General features: G+C 27.9%; 14 protein-coding genes. 8 read left to right on the top strand and 6 right to left on the bottom strand.

Annotated features, from left to right (window positions below; translation table 11 throughout):
• Positions 1-38: 38 nt before the first annotated feature.
• Complete coding sequence (locus tag OIF33_RS16295; protein WP_322505294.1) at positions 39-497, bottom strand: hypothetical protein; 459 nt, start codon at positions 495-497, stop codon at positions 39-41.
• A 177-nt stretch (positions 498-674) separates the two neighbouring features.
• Between OIF33_RS16295 and OIF33_RS16290 the strand changes: the two genes are divergently transcribed.
• Both OIF33_RS16290 and OIF33_RS16285 read left to right on the top strand, forming a co-directional pair.
• Positions 675-860, top strand: a complete 186-nt coding sequence (locus tag OIF33_RS16290; protein ID WP_322505293.1) for a hypothetical protein — start codon at positions 675-677, stop codon at positions 858-860.
• A 12-nt stretch (positions 861-872) separates the two neighbouring features.
• A complete protein-coding gene (locus OIF33_RS16285; protein WP_322505292.1) occupies positions 873-1,121 on the top strand; it encodes a spore coat protein in 249 nt (82 codons plus the stop codon).
• A 351-nt stretch (positions 1,122-1,472) separates the two neighbouring features.
• On the opposite strand, the gene OIF33_RS16280 is transcribed toward OIF33_RS16285, so the two are convergent.
• Positions 1,473-2,210, bottom strand: a complete 738-nt coding sequence (locus OIF33_RS16280; protein WP_322505291.1) for an NAD-dependent protein deacylase — start codon at positions 2,208-2,210, stop codon at positions 1,473-1,475.
• A gap of 84 nt (positions 2,211-2,294) precedes the next feature.
• Positions 2,295-3,428 carry a glycosyl hydrolase family 8 gene (locus OIF33_RS16275; protein WP_322505290.1) on the bottom strand — a complete coding sequence of 378 codons (1,134 nt, stop codon included), beginning with the start codon at positions 3,426-3,428 and terminating at the stop codon, positions 2,295-2,297.
• Positions 3,429-3,634: 206 nt separating this feature from the next.
• On the opposite strand from OIF33_RS16275, the gene OIF33_RS16270 reads away from it, so the two are divergent.
• The 5 genes from OIF33_RS16270 (at position 3,635) to OIF33_RS16250 (ending at position 7,506) form a co-directional block, all read left to right on the top strand.
• Positions 3,635-4,249: a sugar O-acetyltransferase gene (locus OIF33_RS16270; protein WP_322505289.1), complete on the top strand. Its 615-nt coding sequence runs from the start codon at positions 3,635-3,637 to the stop codon at positions 4,247-4,249.
• 228 nt (positions 4,250-4,477) lie between these two features.
• On the top strand, positions 4,478-4,984 hold the full coding sequence (locus tag OIF33_RS16265; protein ID WP_322505288.1) for a CarD family transcriptional regulator: 507 nt from the start codon (positions 4,478-4,480) through the stop codon (positions 4,982-4,984).
• 301 nt (positions 4,985-5,285) lie between these two features.
• Positions 5,286-6,422: a mechanosensitive ion channel family protein gene (locus OIF33_RS16260; protein ID WP_322505287.1), complete on the top strand. Its 1,137-nt coding sequence runs from the start codon at positions 5,286-5,288 to the stop codon at positions 6,420-6,422.
• Entirely contained in the window at positions 6,419-7,042 is a 624-nt protein-coding gene (locus OIF33_RS16255; RefSeq protein WP_322505286.1) for a copper homeostasis protein CutC, read from the top strand. Before OIF33_RS16260 ends, OIF33_RS16255 begins: the two co-directional genes overlap by 4 nt.
• Positions 7,043-7,293: 251 nt before the next feature.
• The gene (locus OIF33_RS16250) at positions 7,294-7,506 is read left to right on the top strand and encodes a hypothetical protein (RefSeq protein WP_322505285.1); all 213 of its coding nucleotides are present in this window, start codon (positions 7,294-7,296) and stop codon (positions 7,504-7,506) included.
• A gap of 115 nt (positions 7,507-7,621) precedes the next feature.
• Here the strand turns inward: OIF33_RS16250 and OIF33_RS16245 are convergent, their stop codons facing one another.
• The 3 genes from OIF33_RS16245 to OIF33_RS16235 form a co-directional block, all read right to left on the bottom strand.
• Positions 7,622-8,932: a DUF1576 domain-containing protein gene (locus tag OIF33_RS16245; protein ID WP_322505346.1), complete on the bottom strand. Its 1,311-nt coding sequence runs from the start codon at positions 8,930-8,932 to the stop codon at positions 7,622-7,624.
• A 222-nt stretch (positions 8,933-9,154) separates the two neighbouring features.
• Positions 9,155-9,784 carry a hypothetical protein gene (locus OIF33_RS16240; protein WP_322505284.1) on the bottom strand — a complete coding sequence of 210 codons (630 nt, stop codon included), beginning with the start codon at positions 9,782-9,784 and terminating at the stop codon, positions 9,155-9,157.
• 90 nt (positions 9,785-9,874) lie between these two features.
• Positions 9,875-10,552 carry a uracil-DNA glycosylase gene (locus OIF33_RS16235; protein WP_322505283.1) on the bottom strand — a complete coding sequence of 226 codons (678 nt, stop codon included), beginning with the start codon at positions 10,550-10,552 and terminating at the stop codon, positions 9,875-9,877.
• Positions 10,553-10,973: 421 nt separating this feature from the next.
• Here OIF33_RS16235 and OIF33_RS16230 point away from each other — a divergent pair, with 421 nt between their 5' ends.
• Positions 10,974-13,514, top strand: coding sequence for a glycoside hydrolase family 3 protein (locus OIF33_RS16230; RefSeq protein ID WP_322505282.1), 2,541 nt, complete (start codon positions 10,974-10,976; stop codon positions 13,512-13,514).
• Positions 13,515-13,798 lie beyond the last annotated feature (284 nt).

Here is a 13,798-nt window from a genome sequence, read left to right as displayed (position 1 = left end):
ATTTTAGGTGGATGTTGATTTTAAGTGTATTTTTTTAGTTAGTCATGCTTATCATACAAGAACGTATTACTATCTTCCATAAGCATAGAAAATTGTGTCTTTTTAATCCAGCCATTACAATTTATTTTCGACTCTGTATTAAGTAAAGAGTAGTACCAGATTTCATTATTAATTTCAGCCTCATCTATAATTTTAACATGAGATTTTTCTTTTAATCTATTTATTACTAGAGAATCTGTAGATGGAGCTATAAAAATTGATGTATATGGAAGTGTAATACCATATTTAAATTCAGGTTGACTAAAATTTATTATTAAGTTTTTCTTGTTTCCATTATTTGTTTTGTTATAGGTAGTTGATTTATATTTTGAAATTTGATTGTTCAGGGTTAAAATTTGTCTTTTATACTCAGTAAATTTAATATTACATTGATATAATACAAATCCTAATGCACCTAGAGTTACTAGGATTATAAGAAAACAAAAAAAAGTAAGCATTAAAATCTCCTTAAAATAGTGTTTAATATAATATATTTTAAGTAGATAGGATTAATTACATAAATTTTTAAAAAACAAAAATACATTTATTGTAAAAAAATAAAATAATTAAAAGGAATAAAATTTAAAAAAGAGCTTAAAATAATAAGGAAAATTGACACGTTAGGAGGAATTATTATGGCTAATCTAAATGAATTAGAATTACAAAATCTTCGTCATTTAATTGGAGCTCATTGTACAATTGAAAAGAAACTTAGAGATTATTCACAACAATGTAATGATCAACAATTAAAAAACATGTTAAACAAAGATGCTGACGATGCAAAAGCAAGTAAAGAAAAGTTAATGACATTTTTAGGATAGGAGGAATTTAAGATGCAAGAAAAAGAAGTGATAAATGATTATCTCGCTGGAATAAATGCTAGTTTAGCAGGATATGGAAGCGTAATTGCTCAATGTGAGAATCAACAATTAAGAGAAACAATACAAAACATGAGAAATCAAGATGAAGTACGTCAATATGCTCTTTTCAAAGTTGCAAAAGAAAAAGGATATTATATTCCAGCTCAACCAGCAACTCCAGAAGAGATTTCAACTGTAAAACAACAAGTTTCTCAAGGATAGAAATAAAAAAACTATGTAACTGGAAATAGTACATAGAAGTTAATTGAATAGAATTTAAGTGGACTATTATTTTAATGATAGTCCGCTTTTTTATTAATAAGAATTAAACTTTAATACTTTTTTCTGACTTATAATTTTTTGAGTAATCATATGAAATTCTCAACTTCTAAAATATACTTAATAATATTTCTTTGAATTAAGACTATGTTTTAAGTATATCTTGATTTTAAAATAGTTTAAAACACAGTCTTAATTAAGTTCTAAATAATATTTGTAATTAAATATATATCAATATAAGTAAATTAAGAATTTATAAACCTAAAAGTTACATGTTTAAATATAACCAAGAAATTATTCTATAGTTTTAACGGCTTCATTTAAAACATTACCTATAGAGTCATTAATAACTAAACCTGCCTTAGAGTCTGCAGAAGTAGAACTTTTATTTATTAAAACTAAATTCTTTCCTCTAAAATAGTTAATAAGTCCTGCTGCAGGATAAACAACTAGGGAAGTTCCACCTATTATAAGCGTATCTGCCTTAGAAATAGCATCAACAGCACCTCTAATAACATTATCATATAAAGGCTCTTCATATAAAACCACATCAGGTTTAACTATTCCTCCACACTTAGTACAAGTAGGAACTCCTTTTGAATCTAGTATGAAATTTTCGTCATAGAAAGCATGGCAATCCATACAGTAGTTTCTAAGAACTGATCCGTGAAGTTCAAAAACATTTTTACTTCCAGCCCTTTGATGAAGACCATCTATGTTTTGAGTAACTATAGCCTTTAATTTTCCCATTTCTTCAAGCTTAGCTAAGGCAATATGAGCTCCATTAGGTTCAGCATCAGGATATATAAGTTTAGCCTTATAAAAATTAAAAAATTCTTCAGGATATCTTTTAAAAAAGCTATGTGAAACTAATTGTTCCGGAGTAAAAGTTATATTTAGCTTTTCATTGAATAATCCATTAGAGCTCCTAAAGTCGGGAATTCCAGATTCTGTACTTACACCAGCCCCACCAAAAAATACGATATTATCACTATTTTTTAGGATTTCAGCCAGCTGTTCTATCTTTGTCATATAAATCACCTTCCTTAATGATTTTATTTAATCTTATTATCTCATAAAAAAAGATTAAATCTAAGATAGAGATTTTTTTATTTATTATGGAGAAATCCAATTTCCTGTAGCAACTATCATAGCCATAAGTTTCAAAGTATTACCAAAGAAAGTTGAGGATTCAAGGGGTATAGATAATATATGGTTCCAAAGATTAGTTGTCCAATTAGGATTATCCTTTTGTAGGAGTGATAATACAAGAAATGGTGCTACAAATGATAAATCATTAGAGGTACCAAAAGGTTGGCCAGGAGGACCATTTCTTAAATAGTATCCTGAAACAATGTTTTCAGGAGTAGTATTTGTAGTTTTTATTATCCATTTGTTGAGGATAGATAATTGTTTTGAAATAGAGATTTTTTTATTTAAGATTGAATCCATAGAATACCTCCAAGGTATTCTAGCACTATTAAAATAATAATCCCCATCATGCATGGATTCTAATATTTTTGTATTAGGAGCTATAAAAACACCTTTTTCTTTAATAAAAAAATCTGGCATAAGTCCATTATCCTTGCTTTCTCTTTTCATTTGGCTGTTAATAATTTTTTGTATTCTAGTAATTACTAAATTCCATTTTTTTGAGTTTTTAGTATCAGCTTTAACAAATGATCTAAGGCTATAAAGCATAAAATCAGAGCTTCTGGTCACACCTTTAAATGTACTGTTAGTTAATCCAGTAACCCAATCACCTAAGTTTAAAATATAATCATCTTTATCAACGCAGCTATCCATTAAGGCTTGAATTCTTTTAACAGCCTCGTATTTATAATCAATTTTATCAAGTTTTCTCCATAATTTATCTGCAATTAATAATCCATAGCTTATATCCATATCTCCATCAGTAGCAGAGGAAGTTTCGGGTTCGCTATTTACTATATTGCCATTAGAGTCCATAATTTGTTGCCACGCCATTAAATTTTTATTATAAAAACTAGGATATGATTTTATGAAATTATAAATATTAGTGAAATGTTCTTTAGCGAATTTATCAAACTTGTACATAATAGGGAAAATGACCATTCCATATCCCATAGCTTCAGAGCAAGTAACTGCATTGTTAGTAGTAGGTTGATCAAGAGTATAAAAAAGATATTCTTTAGTAGGAGAAGAATCTTTAACAGTAATTAAATAACGATTTTTCCATTCTTCATAAAATTTTAATAGTTCAAAAGTCAATTGTTCCTTAGAATAATCATACATTATTGAATTTATATAAATATTAATCACCTCAAATAAGTTATAATATAAATATATTAATTTAGGTAAGAATAGTTAATTAAATTTTATTAACTAATATAATTGCTTATATATTTAGAAATTATATATAGTCTATAATTAATATTGGGAATTATATTATGCATTATCGAAAAAGGAGAATCATTATGAGGTTAAAAGAAATAAGGGAAAGAATGTACGGTCAAAAGCTTTATTATTGTAATGATGAGGAATTAATGAATGAACAGATGAAATGTTTAGAGTTACTTTATGATTTTAATCAAACACGTCCTTCTGAACAGGATAAAAGAAATAAAATGCTAAAGAAGATGTTTGCTGAGATAGGAGAAAACTGTTATATAGAACCTCCTTTTCATGCTAATTGGGGTGGTAAGAATGTACATTTTGGTAATGATGTTTATGCAAATTTCAATTTAACAATGGTTGATGATTGTGATATATTCGTTGGAAATAATGTTTTATTTGGTCCAAATGTTACTGTATCAGCAGGAACACATCCTATACACCCAGAATTAAGAAGTAAACAAGCTCAATATAATGTTTCTATTCACATAGGAAATAATGTTTGGATTGGTGCAGGTGCTGTAATACTTCCAGGAATTCATATTGGTGATAATTCGGTGATTGGAGCAGGGAGTGTGGTTACGAAAGATATTCCAGCCAATGTAGTTGCAGTTGGAAATCCATGTAGAGTCTTAAGAGAAATCAATGAAAATGATATGAAGTATTATTATAAATATATGAAAATTGACATTGAATAAGAGATTTTCCATATAAAAATTATTAAATAAAAATATTTACTTACACTAAAAATTTTTAATATGGTAAAATAGAATTATACAGTGTGTAGTTTTAATGACGTAATTCCAGTTGTTAAAACTACTTTTTTTATTTTAGAAAAGTATAATTGCTAACTACTTGAATTAAAAGTGCAATGTGTTAATGGTGCAATGAGAGCAAAATTTTAATTTAAAGAAGGTGAAATTTTATTGTTTAAAATTAATGATTATATAATGTATGGAACTGTTGGAGTTTGTAAAGTTATAGATATTACTAAAGAAGCTATTATTAATAATATAGAAAAAGAATATTACGTATTAAATCCTATTTATTCTAGTTATTCTAAAAATACAGTAATTAAGATTCCTGTTGATAATAAGAAGATTTCTATGAGAGAAATACTTTCCAAGGATGATGTAGATTCATTGATAAATGATATACCTAATAAGGAAACCTTATGGATAAAAGATGATAAGCAAAGGAATGAACAATTTAAATCAATGCTTAAAAGCGGGAATTGTGATGATTTAATTACCTTGATAAGAAGTATATATTTAGATAAAAAGAAGAGAAAATTAGATGGCAAAAAAGTATGTAAGGGCGATGAAGAGATTATGCAGACTGCAGAGAAATTATTAAATGAGGAATTTGCAACTATTCTTCATATTCGTCCAGAAGAGGTAAAATCATATATAAAAAGTCATGTACATCAATAGAATATAGGTAAAGATAATCAAGAAGTTAGTGAACACTTTACTGAAATAGTGAGAATAGACATTAATAGAAGCATATGAAATACTTAAATGGTATTTTATATGCTTTTATTTTAAGGAATAGAAAAGAAGCAAGAGAGTTTTTAGCAAGTTTTAATTAAGTTATCTATAAAGAAATTTCTAAAAATCAATCATAGTTTAAAACACAATCTACTATTTAGATAAGTTATTTAAAAGAGTAAAAATAAAATAGTTATTTAAGGAAAAGATAAAAAGTAGATAATATCTTTTTCAGAGGTGAACTATGAAAGAAATTGAGAGTCTTTTTGAAAGGTTAGCACTTATTAATATAAATGAAATTATTATAATTCTTGTTATTATGCTAATTGTTTTAATAACAAACAAAATATTGATAACTAATTTATTCAAATTGCTAAGGAAAGGCGCTAGAAAGACTAAAAATTACTTAGATAATAATATTGTTAGAGCATTGGAAAATCCACTGAAACTCTTTGTATCATTTATAGGCATATATTCAATCTTTAAGGTGATAAATGTTGATTTATTAGGGTTAGATTTTTTTTCTACATATAAGATTATAAGAGTTGGAATAATAGCATCGTTTATTTATTTTGCATATAACTTAACTTTGGAGAATTCATTGCTTTATTCTAAATTACATAAAAATGATAGCGGAAATACCATAGTGTTTCCTTTTTTATCTATAGTTATAAGGTTAGTGATTCTCTTAGTAGGAATAATTATAATTGCTAATGAATTTGGATTAACTGGTTTCATTGCAGGATTAGGAGTAAGTGGAGTTGCTTTTGCTTTAGCTGCACAGGACACATTTTCTAATTTATTTGGAGGGATGGTTATAGTTCTAGATAGGCCATTTTCTATTGGAGATTGGATACAAGCAGGCGATGTAGAAGGATTAGTAGAAGAGATTACATTTAGAAGTACGAAAATAAGAACATTTTCTATGGCCTTGGCTACTGTTCCAAATTCAAAGCTTGCCAATAGTAACATAATAAATTGGACTCAAAGAAAATTAAGAAGAATACATTTTAAATTTACTATGGATTGTAAAACATCTATAGAAAGTATAAAAAATTCTGTTAATAAAATAGAGAATATGCTAAGAGAACATGATAAAATAGATAAAAATCTAATAATAGTAAGCTTTAATGAACTTTCAACTTATGGCTTTAGAATTTTTATATATTTCTATACAGATCAATTTGAATATTTAAAATATGAGAAGCTTAAAGAAGAAATAAATATAAACATCTTAGAAATATTAAGGGAAGAAAGTGTGGATTTAATGTTTTTGAACTTTGATTTTAAAGGTTTTGATAGAAGAGGTGACACTTGTAATTTTGAAAGTACTGAGTTGGAATCAATAAAGAATATTACTGAGGAGGAGAGAGGCGTATGACAATGATATTGGAAGCATGTGTTGGGAATTATATAGAAGGAAAAAGAGCAGAGGAGTTAGGAGCAAATAGAATAGAACTTTGCGATAACTTATCTCAAGGGGGAACAACTCCAAGTTATGGAACAATACTTCAATGTAAGAATGATATGAAAATAGACATTAATGTAATAATTCGTCCAAGAGGAGGAAATTTTGTTTATTCTAAAGCAGAATTAAATATAATGAAAAATGATATAGAGCTTTGCAAAAAGATAGGAGTAACTGGAGTTGTATTTGGTTTTTTAAATGAAGATAATATATTAGATTTTGAAACTACTAAAGAGTTTGTTCAGTTAGCGAGACCATTAGGTATAACATTCCATATGGCCTTTGATGATATTGAAGACAAATTTGATGCAATAGACAAACTTGCATCATTAGGAGTAGATAGGATTCTAACAAAAGGTGGAGATGATAATGCCTTTAAAAATAAAGATACCTTAAAAAAGTTAGTTGAATATGCTGGAGAAAGAATAATAATACTTCCAGGTGGAGGAGTTACTAAAGAAAATTTTTTGGAGCTTAAAAAATACACTAATGCAAAGGAGTTCCATGGAAGTAAGATTGTAGGGAATTTATAGAAATAATTAAAGTGATTGAAGCAATTAGAAATAACTCATTATATATATTGTTAATCTTTTAAAACGGTAAAAAATAACTCTTTACAAAGTAAAGTAAATGTCTTAATATATTATATATAGTAACACTAAATTCTAACAAAAGATATAAATTTGATTCTTAAAAGTAACTAATGCTTAAGTGCAATGTAAATAATTTGTAATAAGTAATTTGTATAATTAAATTAAAGGATTATTTGTTAGGAGTGATAAAAGTGTTAGAGAAAATGATATTAAGTGATAAAGAATGTGAATATCTTACTAAAAGTATAGCTGGTGGAGTTGGAATTGGTTTAGCTTTAGGAGCTATAATGAATAATCCTGAGTTTGGATTTGCTTTAGGCGGAGTAGTAGGAATAGTATCTTCACTTATTTATACTTTAGTAAAGAGAAGTAAAAGCAAAATAGGTAAAAAGGTTATAAACTAACATAAATATTGTTTGTTCGGGTTTATAGTACAAAATTAACATAGTGTTAATTCCCCCCTACTTAAACTATAAATCCCTTTTAATATAAAATTTATATATGTAAAAAAGAAGCAGATTAATCTGCTTCTTTTTTTATTCCTAAACTAATAGGTGGATTTTTAAAAGAACTTTTTATAGTATTTTTTGTATTAGTAATTTGAAGGGATTCTATAACAGGAACAATAATTGCAGCAACAAAACCACCTGCTAAACCATTATTATATAAATTCAATCCTCCATGTAATTCTCCAATATTGAAAACTATGAATATATGCAAAAATCCAGCTATTATTCCATAAGGCCAACCATAGTATCCTGAAATAGGAGCTAAGCCTGTACTAAATAAAATACAAACCACTGTAACTGGAGAATTTATATCAGAGATACTAATAAGAGAGGCTAGTGATGCACCTATAATAAGTGGAATAGAATTAGCTAAGTTTTTTCCATAACATCCAAAACCAGCCATTGCAAAAATTGCTCCAATTGTAGGTCCATTTAAATCTCCATTTATAAGTAATACAAAAAGTGTTGAGAATATACAAAGAACACCCATATTAAAATAACAACTACTTCCATAGATTGAAAAGAAGTCACTAGGAAATATACCATGTTCCTTATTGATTCCTATTTGATCTTTTAATACTCTTTTTTTAGATTTATCTAAAATTAGACTACAAATTATGAAATATGCACTTATTACCAATAAGAACACTATATATAAATTGTTATTACCTTTATGCCAAATTGAATTTGTTTCAAAGTTATGACCGACAGCTTTCATTAAAGACATTACTGCTATTGCAATAATACCTCCCGCAAATCCTACATTATAAAGAGAAAATCCAGAATGAATCCTTGAAGCGTTTTGTGCAATTGGAGGAAGAATAAATCCTATTATCATACCAACTAATGTTCCCATAATTGTTCCAGATATAGGATGGATTCCTGGGAAAAATGAAAATTGGCTAACTGTAGGGGCTAGTGCAGTTCCTAAGGAAGCTACAACTAAATAATCTTTGAAAGGTTTTTTTTTCACTTTAGAATATATCCAAGTTCCTAAAATTATGGGCCATATATTTACTATGTTTTTTCCAAACATACCGAAACCAGTTAAAAACCACAAAGACATGATACTTCTTCCGGTAGATTTAATATCGTTTATATAAAACAAAAATATAAATATTATGCCTAGTAGTGCACTGTTAATTAAGGTTGCTCCAAAACCACCTATACTTATATAATCTGTTATTAATATGTCTGAATTTAAAATTATTTTGTGAAGTCCAGTTACTATTTCTTTTGGGCTTTCTAAAAAAAAGGCAAGTATAATAAAAGAAATATATAAAATTAAATGTATAAGGTATTCTTGTGGTAACCTTTTCAACAAAAACAACACTCCTTTATTAAAATATATTTAAGATTAATCAATATTAAGGGTTAAATTAATACTAATTTAAGTAGATTATATAATAGAAGTTTTTAAAAGAATAGATAATTACCATAATCGTAATAAAATAGAAACAAATAAAGCTACTATTAGTATATAAGTCCTAAAAATATACTAATAGTAGCTTGTTATATATAGTATTTAAATACTACATATAGATTAATCTAATAACTCTGATCTCTTTTTTGTTGTCATTGGGGTTTTTACCATCATATCATGATCACACATCATACTAGGATTATGCATCATCATGGGATTACACATCATCATAGGATTACACATTATCATCATAGGATTATGCATCATATGAGACTTATGCATCATACCATCCTTATGCTTCATATGATGCTTACCCATCATACAATGCTTACCCATCATATCAGGACTATGCATCATATGATGCTTACCCATCATCATAGGGTTACACATCATCATAGGATTACACATCATCATAGGGTTATACATCATCATAGGATTACACATCATCATCATAGGATTACCCATCATACTAGGGTTATGCATCATACTAGGATTATGCATCATACTAGGATTATGCATCATGTAATGATCACACATCATATCAGATTTATGCATCATGTGAGGCTTACCCATCATACCATCCTTATGCATCATACCAGGCTTACACATCATATCATGATCATGCATTTTATGTTTTGCTTTATTTTCTTTAGACTTATGATCCATAGGCATAAAAGCACAGTCTTGATTGCTCTTCATATTCATAGTAACAAATTTTAAATCATCGTCATCATCTCTATAATTTATCATAAAAATAACTCCTAATTAAATTAATCTTATAATAGAGTATATTAAATTAGGGGCATAAAGTTTCCTTAAATAATTTAATTTATAATTAATTTAAATATTAGGTATTTGCCAGTCTATAGGAGTTTTGTTTATTGAAACTAGAAAATCATTTGTTTTAGAAAATGGTTTTGAACCGAAAAATCCACGGTTTGCAGATAGTGGGCTTGGATGTACTGACTTAATTATTTTATGTATTGGATTAGTTATTATAGTTTCCTTTGAAATTGCATTTTTTCCCCAAAGAATAAAAACTATAGGTTCATCTCTTTTATTTAATAATTCGATTACTTTGTCAGTGAATATTTCCCAACCTTTACCCTTATGAGAATTAGCTTGCCCTTCTCTAACAGTTAAAACTGTATTTAATAAAAGAATACCTTGCTTTGCCCAAGATTCTAAGAAACCATTATTAGGTATATAACAACCAAGATCAGAGTTTAATTCCTTAAATATATTTCTTAGTGAAGGCGGGGTTTGCACTCCAGGCTTTACAGAAAAACTAAAGCCATGAGCTTGGTTTGGGCCATGATATGGATCCTGTCCTAAAATAACAACTTTAACTTCATTATAAGGTGTAAATTTTAATGCATTAAATAGATCATACATACTTGGATGGATTATTTGTGTTTTATATTCATTTATCAAAAACTTTCTAAGTTTTAAATAATATTCTTTTTCAAACTCATCTTTTAATAGATTATCCCAATCATTGTTAAATTCAGCAGACATTAAATTACCTCCGTTTATTAAAATAGATTTTACTAAAGTATAATTAAATTCTATACTTAATAATTTTTTATAACAAGGGTGTTAAATATAATCAGGTTTTAACATAATAACATTAATAGTTTCAACATATATGAAAGCTATTAGACTTATCTAGCTAAAAAGATTTGGTGAATATGAATTTTCATATATTTTATAAATTTAAGATGAATGTATCTATAGGAAAGAATATTAAAATGCATATTACTTTAAAATAAGCTTTATTAGAGTAATTTAAAGAAAGCTTAACAGTTTTATTTGAGTGAATAACTTTGATAAAGAATCTTTTATCTTTTATTAATAATTATATTAAAAGATTAGTATACATATACTAGGAAATAATGTTTACAAATGGGTATGATTGTTAATTTAGGGGGAGAGGGTTATGTTATTAAAGAAGATAGCTGCAATACTAATGGCAGCTTCAATAGTTACGACTACTTTTTTCATTAATAATAAAAATGTTATGGCAGTAGATTCAAATGCTAGAGCTAAGGAGATAGTTTCTAATATGACTTTAGAAGAAAAGCTTGGTCAGATGATAATGCCTGACTTTAGAATGTGGCAAGAAGAAGGTTCTACATCACAATCTGATTTAACGGAAATTAATAATGAGATTGCTGAGATAATAGATAAATATGATTTAGGTGGTGTAATACTTTTTGCTGAAAATGTTAAGGAGGTAGTTCAAACAACTACTTTAATACATGATTTACAAGAGGTAGCTATAAATGATAAGGATGGTAATTTGCCATTGCTTATAACCTTAGATCAAGAAGGTGGAATAGTAACTAGACTTGGTGAAGGAACTAACTTACCAGGAAATATGGCATTGGGGGCTACTAGGAGCGAAAAGGCTTCATATGATGCAGGATATGTAATTGGAAGAGAATTAAATGCTTTAGGAGTAAATGTAAATTTTGCTCCTGTTTTAGATACAAATAATAATCCTCAAAATCCAGTTATAGGCGTAAGGTCTATTTCTAGCAATCCAGATCTTGTAGGTAATTTAGGTGCGAATATTGCAAAAGGTATCCAAGACCAAGGTGTTGCTGCAACGGCAAAACACTTCCCAGGACATGGAGATACTGCAACTGACTCACATTATGGATTACCTGTAGTAGATAAGCCTATTGAAGAGTTGAGAAAAATAGAGCTTAAGCCCTTTAAAATGGCTATAGAAAATGGAATAGATATGATAATGACAGCTCACATACAGTTTCCTCAAGTAGAGAAGGATACTGTTACATCTAAAAAAGATGGAAGTCAAATAGGAATTCCGGCTACCTTATCAGATGATATTATAACTGGTGTTTTAAGAGAAGAAATGGGATATGACGGAGTTGTAATAACTGATGCTATGAATATGAAGGCCATAGCAGATAATTTTGGAGAATTAGAATCAACAAAGATGGCTATAAACGCAGGTATAGATATTGTTCTTATGCCTACTATATTAAGAAATAAAACTGATGTTGAAAAGTTAGATTATATAATAAGTGGAGTTTTAGATGCTGTTAACAGTGGAGAAATCAAAGAAGAGGAAATAACGGATTCTGCAGAAAGAATAGTTAAACTTAAAATAGATAGAGGGATAATTGATTTAAAAGAGGATGATATGTCTTTAGAAGAAAAGCTCGAAAAAGCTAAGAAGGTTGTTGGCTCTATTGAAAATAGAGATATAGAAAGAAGAATTTCAGAAGAGGCTATTACTGTTACTAAGAATGAAAATAATATACTTCCATTAAATCCTAAAGAGGGAGAAAAAGTTTTATTAATAGCACCAAATGAAAGTCAGCTTCATAGCATGAAATTTGGAATAAACAGACTTATATATGAAAATAGTTTGAAAAATGTGCACTTAGATGCCTATGCATATAATAATATAGGTTCTATAGATGAAAAGTTAAAAGAGAAAATTGAGGAGGCTGATTATATAATAGTAGCCTCCCTAGCAAGTAATGCTAGCCATTTAAAACCTGGCAATTGGAGTAGAGACTTACCTAGAGCTGTAATAGATTATGGAAATGGGTTAGATAAAGATACCGTACTTATAAGTTTAAGAAATCCCTATGATGTAGCAGCTTATGATAATGCAAGGGCGCAGGTTATTGCATATGGATTCAAGGGTATGGATCCAACTGAAGGTGATACATTATTTCCAACTAAATCTTCAGGACCTAACATACCAGCAGCTATTGGAGTTATTTTCGGAGATGCAGAGGCAAAAGGAAAATTACCTGTAGATATTCCAAATTTGAATGATGATGGAACTATGAATACAGAGGTTAATTATTATAATTATGATCATGGAATTACTAATTTATATGATTTAGGAAAGATTGAGATAGACATTGATGAGGAAATAAAATCAAAGGAAAATTTTGAAGTGAAATTTGAATTAGATGATTTTAATGAAATAATAGCAAAAGAATATAGGGTTAAGATTAGATTTAATGGAGATGATTTAGAATTTATTTCAGGTAAGCTTAATAAAGAGGGAGAATTACAGACTAATATTATAGATAGTAATACTTTAGAGTTAATAATAAATATGGGAAATAATAATTTAAAAGCTAATGATTTAAATTTCCAATTAGAATTTAAAGCAGTTGATGAAATAGAGTCAACTAATATAGAAGTTATAAGTTCAGAGTTGATTGATATAAAGGATAGGAAGTTTCATCAAAAAGGAGTTAGTATAGAGTTTGGGATAAAAGAGAATGAAAATGAAGAAGATAAACCTATAAATCCAGATGAAGATGAAGACAAAGAAGATAATAATGAAGAAGAAGCAGATAAAAATGAAGATGAATTACCACAAACTGGATATGGAGTTGGTAGAGGATTTATTTTGGGATTAGGTTCAATTTCACTTTTAGCAGGATTAGGCTTAAAAAGCAAAAGATTTAGAAGAAAAGAGTAAGTTAAATAGCATAAATTAAAAATAAAGGAATACTTGTTTTTACAGTATTCCTTTATTTTTACATATAAATACATTCTTTATCATGAAAACTTATCCAAGTGTATCAATATATGAATCATGTTGAATAAGGAAGAAAAATTAAGGATTATAGGAATAATATTTGAAAGACTACATATTACAAACATAGATATAATGCTATACATGTTAAGATAAATCTCGTCGCTGAGAGACACACAAACAACTCAACAAAACAAATTAAAAGTTTTGAAAAAAGTTGTTGACAG

This window comes from Clostridium sp. LIBA-8841, from assembly GCF_034439435.1.
Classification (GTDB): Bacteria; Bacillota; Clostridia; order Clostridiales; family Clostridiaceae; genus Sarcina.
This window is presented reverse-complemented; position numbering and strand designations above follow the sequence as displayed.